The organism is Ancylobacter rudongensis (assembly GCF_900100155.1).
GTDB lineage: Bacteria > Pseudomonadota > Alphaproteobacteria > Rhizobiales > Xanthobacteraceae > Ancylobacter > Ancylobacter rudongensis.
In genome coordinates this window covers 300850-321657 of record NZ_FMTP01000003.1, presented here as the reverse complement: position 1 = coordinate 321657, position 20808 = coordinate 300850, and the positions used below count along the sequence as shown (strand labels likewise).

Here is a 20808-nt window from a genome sequence, read left to right as displayed (position 1 = left end):
TTTCAGCCATGGCTGAATTTCCATCACGGCGTCGGGGCGCGTGGCGACCCCACCCAACAGGGCATCTGAAATGACGAAATGGGTCTACACCTTCGGCGACGGCACTGCGGAAGGTGCGGCGGAGATGCGCAACTTGCTCGGCGGCAAGGGCGCGAACCTCGCGGAAATGTCGAATCTCGGTCTGCCGGTGCCCCCCGGCTTCACCATCTCGACCGAGGTCTGCACCTATTATTACGCCAATGGCAACGTCTACCCGGACAGCCTGAAGGCCGATGTCGACGCCGCGCTCGCCCATGTCGGCACGCTCGCCGGCCGCACCTTCGGCGATCCCGCCAACCCGCTGCTGGTTTCCGTGCGCTCGGGCGCCCGCGCCTCCATGCCCGGCATGATGGACACGGTGCTCAATCTCGGGCTGAACGACGTCACCGTCGAGGCGGTGGCCGCCTCCTCGGGTGACGCCCGCTTCGCCTATGACAGCTACCGCCGCTTCATCCAGATGTATTCCAACGTGGTGCTGGATTTCCCCCACCACCATTTCGAGGAAGTGCTCGACGGCTACAAGGCCGATCACGGGCATAATCTCGACACCGATCTTTCCGCGCAGGACTGGAAGGAAATCGTCGCCCGCTACAAGGCGCTGGTGGTCCATGAGTTGGGCCGCCCCTTCCCGCAGGACCCGCACGACCAGCTCTGGGGCGCCATCGGCGCCGTGTTCGGCTCGTGGATGAACCAGCGCGCCATCGTCTATCGCCGGCTGCACCAGATCCCGGAAAGCTGGGGCACGGCGGTGAACGTCCAGGCCATGGTGTTCGGCAATATGGGCGAGACCTCCGCCACCGGCGTCGCCTTCACCCGCAACCCCTCCACCGGCGAGAACGCGCTCTATGGCGAGTTCCTCATCAACGCCCAGGGCGAGGATGTGGTGGCCGGCATCCGCACGCCGCAGAACATCACCGAAGTGGCGCGCATCGGCGCCGGCTCCGACAAGCCCTCGATGGAGAAGGCGCTGCCGGAGGTCTATGCCGAGTTCGTCCGCATCGCCGGGGTGCTGGAAGGGCACTACCGCGACATGCAGGACCTCGAATTCACCGTCGAGCGCGGCAAGCTGTGGATGCTGCAGACCCGCTCGGGCAAGCGCACCGCCAAGGCCTCGCTGCGCATCGCGGTGGAACTCGCCCATGACGGCGTCATCACCCGCGAGGAGGCGATCGGCCGCGTCGATCCCGCCGCGCTGGACCAGCTGCTGCACCCGATGCTCGACCCCAAGGCCGACAAGAAGGTGATCGGCGCCGGCCTGCCGGCCTCGCCCGGCGCCGCCTCCGGCGAGATCGTGTTCTCCGCCGACGAGGCGGAGCTGCTGAAGACTCAAGGCCGCAAGGTCATCCTGGTGCGCATCGAGACCTCGCCGGAAGACATTCACGGCATGCATGCGGCGCAGGGCATCCTCACCACCCGCGGCGGCATGACCTCGCACGCCGCCGTGGTGGCGCGCGGCATGGGCAAGCCCTGCGTCTGCGGCGCCGGCACCATCCGCGTCGACTATGCCGCCGGCACCCTCACCTCGGGCGGCGTCACGCTGAAGAAGGGCGACATCCTCACCATTGACGGCGCCACCGGCCAGGTGATCGCCGGCGCGGTGGCGACGCTGCAGCCGGAACTCTCCGGCGAGTTCGCCACGCTGATGGGCTGGGCTGACGGCGTGCGCCGCCTCAAGGTGCGCGCCAATGCCGAGACGCCGCTGGACGCGCGCACCGCGAAGAATTTCGGCGCCGAGGGCATCGGCCTCTCGCGCACCGAGCACATGTTCTTCGAGGGCGACCGCATCCGTTCCGTGCGCGAAATGATTCTCGCGGACGACGAGAAGGGCCGCCGCGCCGCGCTCGCCAAGCTGCTCTCGGCCCAGCGCTCGGATTTCCAGCAGCTGTTCGAGATCATGGACGGGCTGCCCGTCACCATCCGCCTGCTCGACCCGCCGCTGCACGAATTCCTGCCGCACACCGAGGCCGACATCGCCGAGGTGGCGCAGGGGCTCGGGGTCAGCGCCGCCAAGCTCGCCGCCCGCAAGCGCGAGTTCGACGAGTTCAACCCGATGCTCGGCTTCCGTGGCTGCCGCCTCGCCATCGCCTTCCCGGAGATCGCCGAGATGCAGGCGCGCGCCATCTTCGAGGCGGCGGTGGCGGCGCAGAAGAGCACCGGCAAGCCGGTGGTGCCGGAGATCATGGTGCCGCTCATCACCGGCAAGCGCGAGTTCGACCTCGTCAAGCACGACATCGACACGGTGGCCAAGCAGGTCGAGGCCGAGACCGGGGTGACGCTGGAGTATCAGGTCGGCACCATGATCGAGCTGCCGCGCGCGGCGCTGATGGCGGGCGAGATCGCGGAAACGGCGGAGTTCTTCTCCTACGGCACCAACGACCTCACCCAGACCACCTATGGCATCTCGCGCGACGATGCCGGCACGTTCCTCGGCACCTACATCGCCAAGGGCATCTTCGCGGTCGACCCCTTCGTGTCGATCGACACCGAGGGCGTGGGCGAACTGGTGCGGATCGCCACCGAGCGCGGCCGCGCGGTGCGGCCCAAGCTCAAGCTCGGCATCTGCGGCGAGCATGGCGGCGATCCGGCCTCGGTCGCCTTCTGCGAGGAAGTCGGGCTCGACTATGTCTCCTGCTCGCCCTTCCGCGTTCCCATCGCCCGCCTGGCCGCCGCCCAGGCCGCGCTGAAGACGCAGGCCGCCAGCCAGGCGTGAGGAGACAGACCGCACGAGGCTGGCAGGAGCGCCGGCCTCGTGCCTTCCTCCTCGTCGCCAGGCCGCCGCTCAGAGCCGGGCGGCGAGGGCCTGCCTGAGCCGCGCCGCCGCGGCCCGGCCGAGGATGACCGGGTCACTCATGCCCTCCAGCACGACCCGCGCCTCGTCGCGCGAGCGCGTCTGCACGCTGCGGATGCGGTCGCAATTGATAAGGATGGAGCGTCCGGCGCGCAGGAAGGGCGGGGAGGGCAGCAACGCCTCGAACTGCCCGATGCTGCGCAGGATCATCAGCGGCGGCTGCTCGGCTACGTGCACGCGGCTGAAATCGCCCTCCGCCTCGATGGCGAGAATGTCGCCGGGCGTGCAGCGCAGCAGCCGTCCGGGTGCGCGCAGTTCGAGCGTGTCGTGCCCCTTTGGCGTGGCCGCGAGGAGGCGCCGCGCGCGGTCGAGCGCCGCGTCGAGGCGGGGCTGGGCCACGGGCTTGAGCAGATAGTCGATCGCTTCCACCGCAAAGGCGTCGACGGCATATTCCGCATAGGCGGTGACGAAGATCACCCGCGGCGGATCGGCCATGCCGGCGAGCAGGTCGAACCCGTCGGCCCCGTTGAACTCGATGTCGAGCAGGATCAGCGCGGGCTGCAGCTGGCCGATGAGTTCCATCGCCTGCGCCACGCTCTCGGCTTCGCCGACAATCTCGACATCGGTATGCGGCGCGAGCAGGCGGCGCAAAGCGCGGCGGGCCAGGGGCTCGTCATCGGCGATCAGGATGCGGAGCACGCTTCCCCCTCGATCAGCAGCGTGGCGACGACCTGTCCGCCGTCGATCTCCCGCAGATCGAAGCGGTGCCGGCCGGGATAATGAACGTCAAGCCGGCGGCGCAGATTGGCGAGGCCAAGCCCATGCCCGGCGCGCAGGCGATGGGCCGGCTCCAGCCGGCCGGTATTGGCGATAGCGACGCGCAACGCCTCGCCCTCCAGCCCGACATGGACGCTCAGTTCCAGCATGTCCGAGCGGTCGCCATGCTCCACCGCGTTCTCGGCAAGCGGCTGGAGCAGGCTGTTGGGAACGTGCCGGCCGGCAGCGGCCGGGTCCATCTCCACCGTGACGCGCAGCCGAACGCCGAATCGGGCCTGCTGGATCCTGAGATAGGCCGAGAGCGCCGCCACTTCCTCGCCCACCGGCACCACGGGCGTGCGGATGCCGGCAAGGACATGGCGGAGATAATCGGTGAGGTCGCGCAGCATCGCCAGCGCCGCGTCGGGATGCTCGGGCACCTCCTCGGCGATGCCGTTCAGCGCGTTGAACAGGAAATGCGGGTTGATCTGCAGCCGCAATTGCTGGATCTCGGCGGCCAGCGCCTCGGCCTTCGCCGCGAGCATCTGCGTCTCGGCCGTCAGCGCTGCCGCGTGCGCGGCCTGGCGCTGGCGGTCGGCCCGCAGCCAGAAGAACAGCAGGCTCCAGCCGGTCAGCGCCACCGCGTAATGGGTGGAGGGCAGCGCGATTTCCTCCAGCGCGCCCCACTCCGGAATGGTCCAGCCGAAAATCTGGCGCGCCAGCATGGTGGTCGCGACCACCAGCGCCGAGGCCGCGCTCGCGAGCAGCACCATGGCCCCGACGACGCGCGGAGCGAGCACCGCCCCGGAGAAGGCGCGGTCATAGATGCCGCCGAGCACGGTCGAGAGACCCACGAGCAACAGGAAGGTCAGCCCGCTCAGGGACAGCGCGGCGGTGAGGTCCTGATAGGTCAGCTGGCGGTTCACCAGATCGACAAGGGTGAACAGCGCCCAGCCGGCGATCTGGATGCGCGCGAAGGACCCAAGGCGCCACGACGAGCCGGACGCAGCGATCGGCATGGGCAGGAGGTTCACCTGAAGGGCTCCGGGGGCGGGCTGGCGATTGGCAGGGGCGGCGGGACCGGACAATCGGCAGCCTCATCGATTTCTGCGCCCCGTTCATCGAGTCGCAGGCGTCGTCGCGGTGCCGGAGTGCCTAGCCCATGGCATCTTTCCCGCGCGCTGCCTAGAGCGCGCCGAATGGACGCGACCCCTTCCTTCGACAGTGCGGCGTCGCGCGCGGCCTGGGCTGCCGCGTTGCCGGCGGCTCACCGCTCACAGGACCTGCCAATGGCCGTCCCGCCCGTTGCCCGCGCCTTGTCCTCCTGCCGGCCGGCCTTCCTCGCGGTGGGGGCCTTCTCCGCCGTGATCAACCTGTTGATGCTCGCGGGTTCGCTCTACATGCTGCAGGTCTATGACCGGGTGCTGAGCTCGCGCAGCGTGCCGACGCTGATCGGCCTGTCGCTTCTGCTGCTCGCCGCCTATGCCTTGCAGGGCTACCTCGATGCGGTGCGGGTGAAGATGCTGGCCCGCATCGGCGCGCGCTTCGACGAGCAGGTCTCGCCGCTCGCCTTCGCCGCCGCGCGCCGCCTGTCGCTCGCCGGACGGCGTGCCGACGAGGCGCTGCAGCCGATCCGCGACCTCGACCAGATCCGCGGCTTCCTCGCCTCGCTGGGCCCCACCGCACTGTTCGACATGCCGTGGATGCCGCTGTTCTTCGCCGGCTGCTTCCTGCTGCACCCCTGGCTCGGCCTGCTGGCGCTGGGCGGCGGCGTCCTCATCGTCGCGCTGACGCTGCTAACCGAGCGGGCCAGCCGTTCGGCGCTGAAAGCCCAGTCGGCCAGCCGCGCCGCGCGCGAGGCGCTGGCCGAAGCGTGCCGGCGCAATGCCGAGGCGGTCACGGCGATGGGCATGGGCGGGGCGTTCGGCGGCAAGTGGCGGGAGGCCAACCAGCGCCATGTCGGCGGCTGGCTGGCCGCCGCCGATGTGACCGGGGCCAGCGGCGCCTTCGCCAAGGTGTTCCGCATGGTGCTGCAATCGGCGGTGCTGGGGCTCGGGGCCTATCTCGCCATCCACGACCAGATTTCCGGCGGCGCCATGATCGCCGCTTCCATCATGACCTCGCGGGCGCTGGCGCCGATCGAGATCGCGGTGGCCAACTGGAAGGGCTTCATCGCCGCCCGGCTCGGCCGGCGCCGGCTGGCCGAACTGCTGGACGCGCCGTCAATGGCCGCGCGCGAACCCACCCCGCTGCCGGCGCCGGCCGCCACGCTCACGGCGGACGCGCTCGTGGTCGCGGCGCCCGGCCGCACCGCGCCGATCGTCACCGGCGTCACGCTCCGGCTGGAGGCGGGGCAGGGGCTCGGCGTCATCGGCCCCAGCGCCTCCGGCAAGTCGACGCTGGTGCGGGCGCTGGTCGGCGTCTGGCCAGCGCTCAAGGGCGAGGTGCGGCTCGACGGCGCCCGCCTCGACCAATGGGCGCCGGACGCTTTGGGCCGCCATGTCGGCTACCTCCCGCAGGATGTCGAACTGTTCGACGGCACGGTGGCGGAGAACATCGCCCGCTTCGTCGCCAACGCCACGGGAGAGGACATCCTCGCGGCGGCGCGGGCGGCGGGGGCGCATGAGCTCATCCTGCGGCTGGAACAGGGCTACGACACCCGCATCGGCGAGGGCGGGATGGCCCTGTCAGGTGGGCAGCGCCAGCGCATCGGGCTGGCCCGCGCGCTCTATGGATCGCCCTTTCTCGTCGTTCTGGACGAGCCCAATTCCAATCTCGATACCGAGGGCGATGCCGCGCTGACGCGGGCGGTGCAGGGCGTGCGCGCCCGCGGCGGCATCGTGATCGTCGTCACCCATCGCCAGAGCGCCATCGCCGGGCTCGACCGGCTCGCGCTGATGGCCGAGGGCCGCCTCCAGGCCATCGGCCCGACCGAGGAGGTGCTGGCAAAGCTCGCCCGGGAGTCCCGTGTTGCCGACCTGCCCGGCCTCAAGCCGGCGGTGGCCTCATGACAATCGCCTCCCCGTCGGACCATGGCGCCGCCCTTCGCCGGCTGACGCTGCTGGGCGGCGCGGCCGTGCTGCTCTTCGCCGGTACGGTCGGCGTCTGGGCGGTGGCATCGACGCTGACCGGCGCCGTGGTCGCCTCCGGCCAGTTCGTCGTCGACGGCAATGTGAAGAAGGTGCAGCACGCCACCGGCGGCATTGTCGGCGCGCTGAACGTGCGGGAGGGCGACCGGGTCGAGGAAGGGGCGGTGCTGATCCGCCTCGACGACACCATCACCCGCGCCAATCTCCAGCTGGTCACGCAGCAGCTCGACGAGTTCGCGGCGCGGCGCGGCCGGCTGCTGGCCGAGCGCGACGGGCTCGCCGTGATCGCGGTCGCGCCGGAACTGGCCGCGCGCGGCGGCGAGCTTGATATCGCGGCGCTGATCGCCTCCGAGCAGAACCAGTTCGCCGCCCGCCGTGTCGCGCGGGCGGGACGCCAGGCCCAGCTGGCCCGCCGCATCGCCCAGCTGGAGGACGAGATCGCCGGACTGCGGGCGCAGCAGGCCGCGCGCGACCGGCAGGCGGCGCTGATCGCCGAGGAACTGGCGGGCGTGCGCCAACTCTACGCCAAGAACCTGGTGGCGCTGAGCCGCAAGGCGGCGCTGGAGCGCGAGGCGGCGGAACTCGACGGCGAGAGCGGCCGCCTCATTGCGGCGGTGGCGCAGGCCGAGGGCCGGATCGCCGAGACGCGGCTGCAGGTGATCGAGATCGACGACGTGCTGCGCGAAGAGGTGATGAAGGAGCTGGGCGAGATCCAGTCCAAGGCGGCCGAACTCACCGAGCGCCGCATCGCCGCCGAGGACCAGCTGAAGCGGGTCGACATAAGGGCGCCAAGCGCGGGCTTCGTGCACCAGCTCGCCGTGCACACGGTGGGCGGCGTCATCACCCCGGCGGAGCCGGCGATGCTGATCGTGCCGGCCCGTGAGGCGCTGCAGGTGGAGGCGCGGGTGAACCCGCCCGATATCGACCAGATCGCGCCCGGCCAGCCGGCACAGATCCGCATCCACGCCTTCAACCAGCGCACCACGCCGCAGCTGGCCGGCACGGTGGCGCGCATCTCCGCCGATACCAGCCGGGATCCGCAGAGCGGGGCGGTGTTCTATACGCTGCGTGTGGCGATCCCCGCCGAGGAACTGGCGCGGCTCGCCCCGCAGGCGTTGAGCCCGGGAATGCAGGCGGAGGTGTTTGTGCAGACGCAGGACCGCACGCCGCTGCACTACCTCGTCAAGCCGCTGCAGGACCAGATCGCCCGCGCCTTTCGCGAGCGCTGACCCCGTGGCGGCTAGTCGTCGCCGCGGTGGCTGGGTGTCCCTGTGGGGTTGGCGGACTCGTCGATTTTTGCGCCGCCTTCATCGAGTGGCCGGGAGTGCCCCGGTGATGATGAGAGCGGCTCATGCATTCTCTTACCGCTCGGGTGAGAGCGGCGATCTGGCGAGGAGAGGCAGAGCATGTCCGGTACCATCTATTCCGCGGAATTGCCTGAATCCGGCCAGCGGCGCATCGAGGGTTTCGATCCCGCCACCGACAAGCTCGATCTCGGCGCGAACTCGGTGCATGGCTATATCGTCGTCGACACGCCGGAAGGTGTCGCCTTCATGGACCCGTGGAGCGGCAGGCAGACGCTGATTGCCGGCGTCTCGCTCGGCCAGCTCACGGTGAACAGCTTCACCCCGGTCGAGAACGATCATCTGCGGCAGGACCTCAGCGGCGCGCTGGCCTGGGAGCACGGCATCACCCGCGCGCCGAACACCGTCTATGCCCGCTCGCATGAGGTCGGCCAGATCGACCGTGTCGCCTTCGATCCCGACACGGATGTGGTCGACTTCCGCTATTACGGCTCGCGCGAGCAGATCTACATGGTGGACAGCGCCGAGGGCGTGGTGATCGGCAACTACACCACCGGGCAGACGCTGATCCTGCTCGGCACCACCGTGGCCGAGCTGTCCGTGGAGAATTTCCTGTTCCACGCCGCGCAGGTGCGGGAAGACCGGCTCTTCCTGCAGCTCGGTTTCGCCTCGGTGCCGGATTCGCAGGTGATCGGCCGGGCCGACATTCCCACCGTCGGCAGCGATCTCTGGCCGACCGCCGCCGGCCCCGGCACGCCGCCGAGCGGCGTCACCGGCACCACCTATCTGATCGACTGGGACTATGGCACCAAGGCCGTGCTCGACTTCGACCCGGCGGTGGACCGGCTGGACTTCAAGTATTTCCGCCCCGCCGAGTTCACCGTCGCCGAGGTGGGCGGGTCGGTGGTCATCACCATTGTCGGGCAGAACCAGACCTACACGCTGGCGGGCGTCTCGCTGGCGGAGCTCGACTACAACAACATCGTCGCGGTGGAGGATGCCACCTACCAGAAATGGCGCGGCCTGATCGAGAGCGCCGATGCCGGCAACGAGGTGCCGACGCTGCGGGTGGCGGACGCCCAGCTCACCGAAGGCCAGAGCGGCACGAGCGTGATGAGCTTCACGGTCACCCTGTCCAAGGCGGCGGCGGGCGTGGTGAGTGTCGACTATTCCACCCTCAACGGCACGGCGCTGGCCGGCGCGGACTACCAGGCCGCCCTCGGCCGGCTGACCTTCCAGCCGGGCGAGACAGCCAAGACCGTGCAGGTCGCCATCAATGGCGACGCCACCTTCGAGCTCAATGAGGCGTTCGATCTCGTCCTGTCCTCGCCTTCAGGCGCGACGCTGGCCGATGAGCGGGCGACCGGCACCATCGTCAATGACGACGCGCAGGCGCCGGACGTGCTGCCGGCCCTCTCCATCGCCGATCTCTCGGTGGCCGAGGGCGACGGGGCGCATGTGCATTTCATGTTCATGGTCACGCTCGACAAGGCTTCCACCACGCCAGTGACGGTGCAGTACCGCACCGCCAACGGCACGGCGCTCGCCGGGTCGGACTATGAGGCGGCCACCGGCACCCTCACCTTCGCGCCGGGCGAGACCGCCAAGCAGATCCATGTCGATGTGATCGGCGACACGGTGGCGGAAGCCGATGAGCGCTTCACCGTGACCCTGCTCACCCCCACCGGCGCCACCATCGCCGATGGCGAGGCGACCGGCACGCTGCTGAACGACGATGCCGCCGCGCCAGCGCCTTCCGGCGACAGCCTCGCCCTGTCGGTGACAAGCAATTGGGGCGCCGGCTTCACCGGGGCGATGACGCTGAAGCCCGTCGCCGCGCTGAATGGCTGGACGGTGGAATTCGATGCCGCCTTCGACATCTCCAACATCTGGAACGCCGAGATCGTCAGCCATGTCGGCGACCACTATGTGATCCGCAACGCTTCCTGGAACGGCAAGGTGGCGGCAGGCGGCACGGTGAGCTTCGGCTTCCAGGCCTCGCCCGGCGGGGCCGCGATCGTCGCCGATGACTTCGTGGTCAACGGTGTGCCGGCGGGCGGAGGGGCGGACCCGGCGCGTGTTCTGCCGACGCTGGCCATTGCCGATGCGAGCGTGACCGAAGGCAATGATGGCACCGCCTCTCTCTCCTTCACCGTCACCCTCTCCAAGGCCGCGACCAGCGCGGTGAGCGTTGCCTATGCCAGCGCCAATGGCACGGCGGTGGCGGGGCAGGACTATCAGGCGGTGTCCGGCACGCTGACCTTCGCCGCCGGCGAGACCTCGAAGGTCATCCGCGTGCCTGTGACAGGCGACACGGTGGTCGAGGGCAATGAGGCGCTGACCCTCACGCTCTCGAACCCCTCCGGCGCCACGCTGGCGGACGGCGCCGCGACCGGCACCATCGTCAATGACGATGTGGCGCCGCCGCCCACCGTCTCCGTCTCTGGCGGCACGGTGGTGGAAGGCAATGCGGGCGGCGGTGGCGTGGCGGAGGGCTGGTTCTCCACCTCCGGCAACCAGATCGTCGATTCCGCCGGCAATGCGGTGAAGATCGCCGGGGTGAACTGGTTCGGTTTCGAATCCACCAATGCCTCGCCGCATGGCGTCTGGACCCGGCCCTACACCGACATGATGGACCAGATGAAGGAGCTGGGCTTCAACACCATCCGCCTGCCCTTCGCCAGCGCCACCCTTCATGCCAGCAGCGCCAGCGGCATCGATTACAGCCAGAATCCCGATCTTGCCGGCCTGACGCCGCTTGAGATCATGGACAAGATCGTCGCCTATGCCGAGGAGATCGGGCTGAAGATCATCCTCGACCATCACCGCTCCTCCTTCGGCGCCGGCACCTCCGAGAACGGACTCTGGTACGACAGCACCTACACGGAGGCGGCGTGGATCGACGACTGGCAGATGCTGGCCGAACGCTATGCCGACAGCACCGCTGTCATCGGCGCCGATCTGCACAATGAGCCACATGCCGGCACCTGGGGCGGCGGCGGGGCAAACGACTGGGCGGCCGCCGCCGAGCGCGCCGGCAACGCCATTGGCGAGGTCAACCCGAACTGGCTGATCTTCGTCGAGGGCGTCGCCGCCTATGAGGGCGACAATTACTGGTGGGGCGGCAATCTCCAGGGCGTGCGCGACCGGCCGATCGAACTCGATGTGCCGAACAAGCTGGTCTATTCCGCCCATGACTACGGCAACTCGGTCTATGAGCAGCCCTGGTTCAGCGATCCGGACTTCGCCGCGCAGCTGCCGGAAAAATTCGACGAGATGTGGGGCTACATCTACCGCGAGAACATCGCCCCCGTGCTGATCGGCGAGTTCGGCACCAAGCTGCAGGACCCCAAGGACGCGCCCTGGCTGGAGGCGCTGACCTCCTACATGGCCGGCGATTTCGACAATGACGGCACCATCGACATTTCCGCCGGGCAGGAAGGCATCAGCTGGACCTACTGGTCGTGGAACCCCAATTCCGGCGATACCGGCGGCATCCTCGCCGATGACTGGCGCACGGTGAACACCAACAAGCTCGCCTATCTCGAACCCATCCAGTTCGATCTCGACACCGAGGGCGGCGCCGGGGCCGGCGCCACTGCGGTGTTCACCGTCACCCTCTCGGCGGCGGCGACGCAGGCGATAACGGTCAGCTACGAGACGCTCGCCGGCAGCGCCGGCGCCGACGACTTCACCGCCGCCAGCGGCACGCTGAGCTTCGCGCCGGGCGAGACCACCAAGACGGTGCGGATCGCCATAACAGGCGACAGCCTTGCCGAGACCAATGAGAGCTTCACCCTCGTGATCCGCGATGCGCAGGGCGCGGTCATCGGCATCGGCCAGGCAAGCGCCATCATCGAGGACGACGACACGGCAGCGCCCGCTCTGCCGTCCTTCAGCATCAGCGATGCGACGGCGGCGGAGGGCAGCGCCGGCGCGCCCGGTACGCTCACCTTCACCATCAGCCTGTCGCAGGCCACCGAGGGGCCGGTGAGCGTGCGCTATGCCACCGCCAATGGCTCGGCCGTGGCGGGGCAGGATTACCAGGCGGTGTCCGGCATGCTGACCTTCGCGGCGGGCGAAACCAGCAAGACGGTCACGGTCGCCGCCATCGGCGACACCGTTCTGGAGGGCAATGAGACGTTCAACCTCGTTCTTTCCAGCCCGGCCGGCGCCACCCTGGCCGATGGCACGGGGCGCGGCACGATCGAGAATGACGATGCGGCCCCGCCGGCCGGGGGCGACGCGGTCGCCTTCTCCGTGGCCAGCAACTGGGGCAGCGGCTTCACCGGCGCGATGACGCTGACGCCGGAGGCGGCGCTGAACGGCTGGACCGTCGAATTCGACGCGCCGTTCGACATCTCCAACATCTGGAACGCCCAGATCGTCAGCCATGTCGGCGACCACTATGTCATCCGTAACGCTTCCTGGAACGGCAAGGTGGCGGCGGGGGGCGAGGTGAGCTTCGGCTTCCAGGCCTCACCCGGCGGCGCCAGCGTGGTGGCGGAGGATTTCGTCGTCAACGGCAAGGCCGTGGGCGAGGCCGAGGGCGCGGCGCTGCGACTTGCCTCGCTGCCGCTCAGCGACGATGTGATCGACGTGTCGATCGCGCTGGTGGAGGCGCGCGCCCTCGACTTTACCGCCGAGGTGACGCTGCACGATGACGGCGCCGGGCTCGACGGCTGGACGCTGGAAATCGCCACGCCCTACGAGATCGCCGCCATTGAGGGCGCGGAAATCGTCTCGCGCGACGAGGACGGCTATGTGGTGCGCAGTCTTCCCGCCACAGAAGCTCTCGACCCGCAGGCCGACCTCCGCTTCCAGATCGTCGGACAGGGCAGTTTCGACAGTTCGCAGTTCGACTTCCTGATCTAATTCTTTGTTTTGTCGCGTTTTTCACGCGAACCGGCATCCACTTCGCTCGAAAACGCTCCAGCTGTCGAAGCGATGAAGGTTGTTCACCCGGGGGGTGCTGGGAAGCGGGCGTTGCGACGCCAGCCAGCCCTGTGCGAAGCCTCTCGGGTGAACGTGCCCATTCATGCCCGGCGCGGCCCGGGCATCGACGCGGCTTCGCGCCAGGGGGGCGACTACCCGCCCTTCGCTGCCGCCTTCAGCCGGTACAGCGCTTCCAGCGCCTCGCGCGGGGTCATCTCGTCGGGGTCGATGCCGGCCAGCGCGTCCTTCACCGCCGCCGCCACCGGGTCCGCCTTCGCGGCCGGCGCGGCGGGAGGCGGGGCGCGGTTGAGCGCGGCGAAGAGGGGAAGGTCGTCGAGGATGCGCTGGGTCGGGGCGGCGCGGTCGGCGGACTCCAGCTCGGTCAGCACGGCGCGGGCGCGCTCCACCACCGCGTGCGGCAGGCCGGCGAGCTTGGCGACCTGGATGCCATAGGAGCGGTCGGCGGCGCCCGGCACCACCTCGTGCAGGAAGATCACCTCGCCTTCCCACTCCTTCACCTTCACCGTCGCGTTGACGAGGCGGGAAAGGCGCTGGGACAGCGCGGTCAGCTCGTGGAAATGGGTGGCGAACAGGCCCCGGCAGCGATTGGTCTCGTGCAGGTGCTCAAGGCTCGCCCAGGCGATGGAAAGCCCGTCAAAGGTCGCGGTGCCACGGCCGATCTCGTCGAGAATGACCAGCGAGCGCTCCGTCGCCTGGTTGAGGATGGCGGCGGTCTCCACCATCTCGACCATGAAGGTGGAGCGCCCGCGCGCCAGATCATCCGTCGCGCCGACGCGCGAGAACAGCCGGTCGACCACGCCGATGCGGGCGAACGTCGCCGGCACGAAGGCGCCGGCCTGGGCGAGGATGGCGATCAGCGCGTTCTGGCGCAGGAAGGTCGATTTGCCCGCCATGTTCGGGCCGGTGACCAGCCAGATCCGCCCGGCGCGGGCACCCTCGGGCGGGGAAAGCTCGCACTCATTGGCGACGAACGGCCCGCCATCGCGGCGCAGCGCCTGCTCCACCACCGGGTGGCGGCCGCCCTCGATGCGGAAATCGAGCCCGTCATCCACCTCCGGGCGCACATGGCGCTCGTCCACCGCCAGCTTGGCGAGGCCGGCGGTGACGTCGATGACCGCGAGCGCCTCGGCGCAGGCGCGGATCGCCTCGGTCTGGCCCATGACCGCGCCGACCAGCTCGTCGAACAGAATCTGCTCCAGCGCCAGCGCCCGCTCGCCGGCGCTGGATATCTTCGCCTCCAGCTCGGCCAGCTCGGTGGAGGTGAAGCGCATCGCCCCCGCCATGGTCTGGCGGTGCATGAAGACGGCGTCGAAGGGCGGCTCGCGCAGCCGGTCGGCATTCTGCTGGCTCACCTCGACGAAATAGCCGAGCACCGCATTGTGCCGGATCTTGAGGGCGCGCACCCCCGTCTCCTCGACATAGCGCCGCTCCAGCGCCGCCACCACGCGCCGGCTCTCGTCGCGCAGGGCGCGGGTGGCGTCGAGTTCGCCCTGGTAGCCGGCACGGATGAAGCCGCCATCGCGGCGGTTGAGCGGCAGTTCGTCGGCGAGCGCGGCGGTGAGCGTCGCCGCCAGCGCGGGATCGACGCCTGTGAGCGCGGCGGCGGCCCGCGTCAGCTCGGCCGGTGCCGGGGCGTCGGCGATCAGCCCGGCGATGGCGGTGCCCTCAAGCAGCCCTCGCCCGATGGCGGCGAGGTCGCGCGGGCCGGCACGCCCCAGCGCCACCCGCGAGAGGGCGCGGGCAAGGTCCGGCACGCCGGCAAGGCGGTCGCGCAACTGGGCGCGCAAGCCGGTCTCATCGGCCAGACACTCCACCGCATCGAACCGATCGGCGATCCGTTTCGGGTCGGTCAGCGGCTCGGCCAGGCGGCGGGCGAGCAGGCGCGCGCCGGCCGAGGTGACGGTACGATCCACCGCCGCCCAGAGGCTGCCGCTGCGCTCGCCGGTGGTGGTGCGCAGGATTTCGAGGTTGGCCCGGGTCGCCGGGTCGATGATCATCGCCTCGCTGGAAGCCTCGCGCTGCGGCCGGCCGAGCGGCGGGCGGGCGCCGAGCTGGGTGCGCTCGATATAGGCGACGATGGCCCCGGCGGCGGCCAGCTCGGCGCGGGAGAAAACACCAAAGGAATCAAGCGTCGCCACCTGGAAGAAGCCGGCAATGCGGCGTCCGGCGGTGGCGCCGTCGAAGCTCTCCTTCGGCAGCGGGGTGACGGCCGGCAGGGAGCGCCAGAGCGGGCGCAGCTCCGCATCCTCATAGACCGCATCGGCGACCAGCAATTCGGCCGGCTCGATGCGGGCGAGATCGGCGGAAAGCCTTGTGCTGTCGGTCTCGGCGACGCGGAAGGAGCCGGTGGAGATGTCGGCAAAGGCGAGGGCGTAGACATAGCCGTCGCCCTCTTCGCCCGCCCCGCCCTTCACCCGGGCGAGGCTCGCCAGCACATTCTCGCGCCGGGCGTCGAGCAGCGCGTCCTCGGTGAGCGTGCCGGGGGTGACGAGGCGGATCACGTCGCGCTTCACGACGCTTTTCGGGCCGCGCTTCTTCGCCTCGGCCGGCGGCTCCATCTGCTCGCACACGGCGACGCGGTAGCCGGCGGCGATCAGCTTGTGCAGATATTCCTCGGCCCGGTCCACCGGCACCCCGCACATCGGGATGTCCTCGCCCTGGTGCTTGCCGCGCTTGGTGAGCACGATGCCGAGCGCCCGCGCGGCGATCTCGGCGTCTTCGAGAAACAGCTCGTAGAAATCGCCCATCCGGTAGAACAGCAGGCTGCCAGGATTGGCGGTCTTGATCTCGATGTACTGCGCCATCATCGGCGTCACGCGCTCGATATCGCCTGCCGCCTTGGGCGAGGCAGGCGGGTTCGGAGCCTCGCCGGACGTGGTGCTGTTCAAAGGCTGATCCATGAAGGGGACGCTGGCAGAGGCGGGGGGCGCGTTTCAAGCGCCATGGCCGGTTATCCCCTCTAAAGCGCGATCCCGCGCAGCGCCTCGGGGTCCATCAGCGCCATCAGTCTTCCGGCGGCAGCGCGGGCGAAGCGCAGGGTCAGCGCCTTGCGGGTGGCGCCAGCCATGGGATGGCGCGGCGCCTCGCGCACCAGCCCGGCGCCGAACGGGTCGGCGACCAGGATGCCGGTGTCCTCGGGGAGAATGTCGAGCGGAAAGTCCGGCCCGACGGCGAAGAACAGCCGGTCGCAATGCAGGCGGTATTCGGTCCATTTGCGGTCGGTGCGGAAGTCGATGACCGAGGACTTGATCTCGACCACCCACACCTCGCCGCGCATGTCGAGAGCGGCGATATCCGCCCGCCGGCCGGAGGCGAGGCAGAATTCCGGCACGCCGACAAGCCCGCGCGCCGCCAGATAGCGCAGCGCGCCGCGCTGGATGCCGCGGGCGGTCTCGGACTGACGCCCGTCCGGGGGCAGGACGAGGTCGGGAAAGCTGCTATCGCTCATTCCCGTACTCTATCCGTTCTCCTCCTCGCGGGGGAAGACCCCCGCAGCGGTCTCTATGGCCGGTGCGTCCTCGCCGCGCGAGAAGGGCGGCAGTTCCGGGCCCGCCAGCGCCGTTGCCGGTGTGGGCGGCGGCGTGCCGGCATGCAGCCGGCGCACCACGGCGAAGGCGCAGATCAGCGCCGTGACGCCGAAGGCGACCGATCCCAGCGCCTGTCCGGCGATCACCCCCTCGACCCCATACCAGCGCCCGCCAAGCCAGACGAAGGGGATGGTGCCGAGCGTCGCCCGGCCCCAGTTGAACAGGGTGGAGAGCAGCGGCGCGCCCAGATTGTTGAAGGCCGCATTGGCGACGAACAGGGCGCCAAAGAACACATAGGCGCCGGCCGCGTAGAGGCAGAAGAACTCGACCAGCGCCACGCCCTCCGCCGACAGGCCGAACACCCCGGCAATGGGCTGGCGGGCCAGCGCCAGGATCAGCCAGACGCTGAGCACATAGGCGAGGGTCAGCTTCAGGCTGTCGCGCACGGTCTGCCGCACCCGGTCATAGCGTTCGGCTCCCACATTCTGGCCGATCACCGGGCCGATGGCGCCGGTGAGGGCGAAGAGCGGGCCGAAGGCGACCGGGATCAGCCGGCCGATCACCGCCCAGGCCGCCACCGCCGCATCGCCATGCGGGGCGAGGGCGTAGGTGACATAGGCGTTGCCGACCGGAGTGGCGATGTTGGTGAGGATCGCCGGCACGGCGATGGCCGAGAGCGGGCCGACATCGGCCATGAAATCGGCCAGCTTCGGCCGCGCCGCGAGCCGATGCACCCGGATCACCGCGTTCAGCCCATAGGCGGTCATCGCCACGCGGGCGATCACCGTGGCGATGGCGGCGCCCTCGACACCGAGGCCGAGCCAGAGAATCAGCAGCGGGTCGAGCGCGGCGGTGGCGAGGCCGCCCGACAGCGTGACCCACATCGAGCGCCGCGCGTCGCCAATGCCGCGCAGCGTGCCCGAGGCCGCCATGCCGAGCCCGAGCAGGGGCGTGGAGGGCAGTACGATGAGCAGGAAATTCCGCGCCAGCTCCAGCGTCCGGCCGCTGGCACCGAGCAGCGCCAGCAGCGGCCCGAGAAAGGGCAGCATCATGAGCGTCATCAGCCCGGTGGCGAGCGCCATGTAGATGAGTGAGGAGGTGGAGAGCCGCCGCCCGTCACCGAGCCGCCCGCTGCCAATCGCCCGCGACACCAGCGCCGAGCCGGAAATCATCACGCCGATGCCGACCGAGGTGGTGAAGAACATCACCGTGCCGGCATAGCCGATGGCGGCCGCCAGTTCCTCCTCGCCGAGCAGCGAGATGTAGAACAGGTTCAGCAGGTCGACGACGAACACCGCCATCAGGCCGACCGAGCCGGCCGCCGTCATGGTCGCGACATGGCGCAGCGTCGAACCTTCAACGAAGCGGGCCTTGAGGGGCTTGCGGGGGGAGGGCGTGTCCATCGGCTGGATATGGCACGCGCGGCGGCCGGCGGACAGGCTCACCGGCGCAAGCCATGGCTTGCACGCCCGCCCGGCCTGCGGCCATGCCGCCGACACAAGGCGATGATTGAGAAGCGTCATCGAAATCGGCTAGAAGGGCTCTCCCTCCGGCCGCCCCCAGTGGCCCGCGCCCGTCTCGCCCCTTGCTCACCCGTGCAACGGACCCACCATGACCGCTGAGACCATCGACGATCACACCAAGGCCCGCGTGCTGGTGCAGGCGCTGCCGCACATGCAGCGCTATGACGACGCCATCATCGTGGTGAAATATGGCGGCCACGCCATGGGTGACGAGCAGGTGGCGCGGGACTTCGCGCAGGACATCGTGCTGCTCGAACAGTCCGGCGTGAACCCGGTCGTGGTGCATGGCGGCGGGCCGCAGATCGGCGCCATGCTGTCCAAGCTCGGCATCAAGTCGGAATTCGCCGCCGGGCTGCGCATCACCGACAAGGCCACCGTCGAGATCGTCGAGATGGTGCTCGCGGGCTCGATCAACAAATCCCTTGTCGGCTTCATCAACGAGGCTGGCGGCAAGGCGCTTGGCCTGTCCGGCAAGGACGGCAACATGGTCGTTGCCTCCAAGGTGACGCGCTCGGTCCGCGATCCCGATTCGAACATCGAGCAGGTGATCGATCTCGGCTTTGTCGGCGAGCCCGAGACGGTGGACACCACGGTGCTCGACCAAATCCTCGGTCGCGAGCTGATTCCGGTGCTGGCGCCGGTCGCCACCGGCAAGGGCGGCGGCACCTTCAACGTCAATGCCGACACCTTTGCCGGCGCCATCGCCGGCGCGCTTGGCGCCAAGCGGCTGCTGCTGCTGACCGACGTGCCCGGCGTGCTCGACGCGGACAAGCAGCTCATCAAGGAGCTCACCATCGCCCAGGCGCGGGCGCTGATCGCCGACGGCACGATTTCCGGCGGCATGATCCCCAAGGTGGAAACCTGCATCTACGCGCTGGAGCAGGGTGTCGAGGGGGTGGTGATCCTCGACGGCAAGGTGCCGCATGCGGTGCTGCTGGAGCTGCTGACCGACCACGGCGCCGGCACGCTGATCACCCGCTGACGCCAGACATCGCGCGACCCCACGCGTCATCCCGGCCTTTCGCTGCGCAGCAACCGGGATGACGAAGGCCTCGCCCGACGGCCCGGTCTTCGCTATGGATGGCGCCATGACGACGCCCCCCATCGAAGCCCGCGCCACCGCACCCATCGACTTCTCCCATGTCGAGACCTGGGTGTTCGACCTCGACAACACGCTCTACCCGCCCGGGCTCGACCTGTGGCGGCAGATCGACATGAAGATGCGCGCCTATATCGCGAACTTTCTCGGCCTGACGCTGGACGAGGCCTTCGCGCTGCAGAAGGGCTATTACCGGAAATACGGCACCTCGCTGCGCGGGCTGATGATCGAGCACGCGATGGACCCGGACGACTTTCTCGCCCATGTCCACGCCATCGACCTCGCCAGCCTCGACGCCGCCCCGGCGCTGGGCGAGGCGCTCGGCGCGCTGCCGGGCCGCAAGCTGGTCTACACCAATGGCTCGCGCGGCCATGCCGAGCAGGTTCTCGCCAAGCTCGGCATTTCCGAGCACTTCGCCGATGTGCACGACATCGTCTCCTCGGAATTCCACCCCAAGCCGCACGAGATCGCCTATCGCGGTTTCCTCACCCGCTTCGAGGTCGACCCGACCCGGGCGGCGATGTTCGAGGACCTCGCCCGCAATCTCGAAGTGCCGGCCATGCTCGGTATGCGCACCGTGCTGGTGGCGCCGCCGGGCCTTGCCGTGAACCCCGCCGACCGCGAGGCGTGGGAGCATGAGGGCCGCGACGGCGCCCATATCGACGTGGTGACGGACGATCTGACGGCGTTCCTGAACGGCCTTCGGAGCTCCTGATGCGACTGGACCGTTGACAGAAGCGCCCGGCGACCGGACAAGACCCGCGAACAGCGGAGAATGACATGTCGAGCCAGCTTCAGAGCATCATCGAAACCGCCTTCGACAACCGGGCGGAGGTCAATTTCGAGACCGGCGGCGAGATTCGTCATGCGGTGAACGAGGCGCTGGCCCTGCTCGACGCCGGCACGGCGCGCGTCGCCGAGCCGGGCGCGGACGGCCACTGGACCGTCAACCAGTGGCTCAAGAAGGCGGTGCTGCTCTCTTTCCGCCTCAACGACATGACCGCCATTCCCGGCGCCCCCGGCGGCGCCCATTGGTGGGACAAGGTGCCCTCCAAGTTCGAGGCCTGGGGTGAGGCCGAGTTCCGTGCCGCCGGCTTCCGCGCCGTGCCGGGCGCCATCGTCCGCCGCTCCGCCTTCATCGCGCCGAATGTGGTGCTGATGCCCTCCTTCGTGAATCTCGGCGCCCGCGTCGATGCCGGCTCGATGGTCGACACCTGGGCGACCGTCGGCTCCTGCGCCCAGATCGGCAAGAACGTGCATCTGTCCGGCGGCGTCGGCATTGGCGGCGTGCTGGAGCCGCTGCAGGCCGGCCCGGTCATCATCGAGGATGACTGCTTCATCGGCGCCCGCTCGGAAGTGGTCGAGGGCGTCATCGTCCGCCGCGGCGCGGTGCTCTCCATGGGCGTGTTCATCTCCGCCACCACCAAGATCATCGACCGCGCCACTGGCGAGGTCTTCATCGGCGAAGTGCCGGCCTATTCGGTCGTCGTGCCCGGCGCCCTGCCCGGCAAGCCGCTGCCGAACGGCCAGCCGGGGCCCTCGCTCTACTGCGCGGTGATCGTCAAGCGCGTGGACGAGCAGACCCGCTCCAAGACTTCGATCAACGACCTGCTGCGCGACTGAGCGCCGGTTCCTCGCGCTCCCGCTTGACCGTCATCCCGGCCGAAGCGTAGCCAAGAGCCGGGACCGTTCGCGGCAGGCGGCCATGGGGCCGGCCCGCGATCCCC

General features: G+C 69.5%; 12 protein-coding genes. 7 read left to right on the top strand and 5 right to left on the bottom strand.

Annotation, left to right across the window (positions count from 1 at the left end; genetic code table 11):
- Window positions 1-70: 70 nt before the first annotated feature.
- Complete coding sequence (ppdK, locus tag BLO63_RS09625; RefSeq protein WP_091439603.1) at window positions 71-2749, top strand: pyruvate, phosphate dikinase; 2679 nt, start codon at window positions 71-73, stop codon at window positions 2747-2749.
- 69 nt (window positions 2750-2818) lie between these two features.
- Here the strand turns inward: ppdK and BLO63_RS09620 are convergent, their stop codons facing one another.
- Both BLO63_RS09620 and BLO63_RS09615 read right to left on the bottom strand, forming a co-directional pair.
- On the bottom strand, window positions 2819-3526 hold the full coding sequence (locus tag BLO63_RS09620) for a LytR/AlgR family response regulator transcription factor (protein ID WP_091439600.1): 708 nt from the start codon (window positions 3524-3526) through the stop codon (window positions 2819-2821).
- Window positions 3511-4617 carry a sensor histidine kinase gene (locus tag BLO63_RS09615; RefSeq protein ID WP_091439597.1) on the bottom strand — a complete coding sequence of 369 codons (1107 nt, stop codon included), beginning with the start codon at window positions 4615-4617 and terminating at the stop codon, window positions 3511-3513. Before BLO63_RS09615 ends, BLO63_RS09620 begins: the two co-directional genes overlap by 16 nt.
- A 255-nt stretch (window positions 4618-4872) precedes the next feature.
- Between BLO63_RS09615 and BLO63_RS09610 the strand changes: the two genes are divergently transcribed.
- From BLO63_RS09610 to BLO63_RS09600, 3 genes are all read left to right on the top strand, one after another.
- Window positions 4873-6594, top strand: coding sequence for a type I secretion system permease/ATPase (locus BLO63_RS09610; protein ID WP_091439594.1), 1722 nt, complete (start codon window positions 4873-4875; stop codon window positions 6592-6594).
- A complete protein-coding gene (locus BLO63_RS09605) occupies window positions 6591-7901 on the top strand; it encodes an HlyD family type I secretion periplasmic adaptor subunit (protein WP_091439591.1) in 1311 nt (436 codons plus the stop codon). Before BLO63_RS09610 ends, BLO63_RS09605 begins: the two co-directional genes overlap by 4 nt.
- Before the next feature lie 177 nt (window positions 7902-8078).
- Window positions 8079-12851 (top strand): Calx-beta domain-containing protein, encoded by a 4773-nt coding sequence (locus BLO63_RS09600; RefSeq protein WP_091439588.1) that lies wholly within the window; start codon window positions 8079-8081, stop codon window positions 12849-12851.
- Window positions 12852-13063: 212 nt separating this feature from the next.
- Here BLO63_RS09600 and mutS read toward each other — a convergent pair whose 3' ends face one another.
- The 3 genes from mutS to BLO63_RS09585 are packed head-to-tail and all read right to left on the bottom strand — an operon-like array spanning window position 13064 to window position 17862.
- Window positions 13064-15832: a DNA mismatch repair protein MutS gene (gene mutS / locus BLO63_RS09595; protein ID WP_091439585.1), complete on the bottom strand. Its 2769-nt coding sequence runs from the start codon at window positions 15830-15832 to the stop codon at window positions 13064-13066.
- 59 nt (window positions 15833-15891) lie between these two features.
- Window positions 15892-16380, bottom strand: coding sequence for an MmcB family DNA repair protein (locus BLO63_RS09590; RefSeq protein ID WP_091439582.1), 489 nt, complete (start codon window positions 16378-16380; stop codon window positions 15892-15894).
- A gap of 9 nt (window positions 16381-16389) precedes the next feature.
- Complete coding sequence (locus BLO63_RS09585) at window positions 16390-17862, bottom strand: MATE family efflux transporter (RefSeq protein ID WP_425284329.1); 1473 nt, start codon at window positions 17860-17862, stop codon at window positions 16390-16392.
- 208 nt (window positions 17863-18070) lie between these two features.
- Between BLO63_RS09585 and argB the strand changes: the two genes are divergently transcribed.
- The 3 genes from argB to dapD all read left to right on the top strand — a co-directional run bounded on the left by argB (window position 18071) and on the right by dapD (window position 20704).
- Complete coding sequence (gene argB / locus BLO63_RS09580) at window positions 18071-18964, top strand: acetylglutamate kinase (RefSeq protein ID WP_091439580.1); 894 nt, start codon at window positions 18071-18073, stop codon at window positions 18962-18964.
- A 106-nt stretch (window positions 18965-19070) separates the two neighbouring features.
- Window positions 19071-19796, top strand: coding sequence for a pyrimidine 5'-nucleotidase (locus BLO63_RS09575; RefSeq protein ID WP_205409298.1), 726 nt, complete (start codon window positions 19071-19073; stop codon window positions 19794-19796).
- A gap of 65 nt (window positions 19797-19861) precedes the next feature.
- The gene (gene dapD / locus BLO63_RS09570) at window positions 19862-20704 is read left to right on the top strand and encodes a 2,3,4,5-tetrahydropyridine-2,6-dicarboxylate N-succinyltransferase (protein WP_091439578.1); all 843 of its coding nucleotides are present in this window, start codon (window positions 19862-19864) and stop codon (window positions 20702-20704) included.
- Window positions 20705-20808 lie beyond the last annotated feature (104 nt).

Coding starts and splice junctions, on each gene's coding strand:
- ppdK (WP_091439603.1), top strand. CDS start 71: ATGACGAAATGGGTCTACACCTTCGGCGACGGCACTGCGGAAGGTGCG.
- BLO63_RS09610 (WP_091439594.1), top strand. CDS start 4,873: ATGGCCGTCCCGCCCGTTGCCCGCGCCTTGTCCTCCTGCCGGCCGGCC.
- BLO63_RS09605 (WP_091439591.1), top strand. CDS start 6,591: ATGACAATCGCCTCCCCGTCGGACCATGGCGCCGCCCTTCGCCGGCTG.
- BLO63_RS09600 (WP_091439588.1), top strand. CDS start 8,079: ATGTCCGGTACCATCTATTCCGCGGAATTGCCTGAATCCGGCCAGCGG.
- mutS (WP_091439585.1), bottom strand. CDS start 15,832: ATGGATCAGCCTTTGAACAGCACCACGTCCGGCGAGGCTCCGAACCCG.
- BLO63_RS09590 (WP_091439582.1), bottom strand. CDS start 16,380: ATGAGCGATAGCAGCTTTCCCGACCTCGTCCTGCCCCCGGACGGGCGT.
- BLO63_RS09585 (WP_425284329.1), bottom strand. CDS start 17,862: ATGGACACGCCCTCCCCCCGCAAGCCCCTCAAGGCCCGCTTCGTTGAA.
- argB (WP_091439580.1), top strand. CDS start 18,071: ATGACCGCTGAGACCATCGACGATCACACCAAGGCCCGCGTGCTGGTG.
- BLO63_RS09575 (WP_205409298.1), top strand. CDS start 19,071: ATGACGACGCCCCCCATCGAAGCCCGCGCCACCGCACCCATCGACTTC.
- dapD (WP_091439578.1), top strand. CDS start 19,862: ATGTCGAGCCAGCTTCAGAGCATCATCGAAACCGCCTTCGACAACCGG.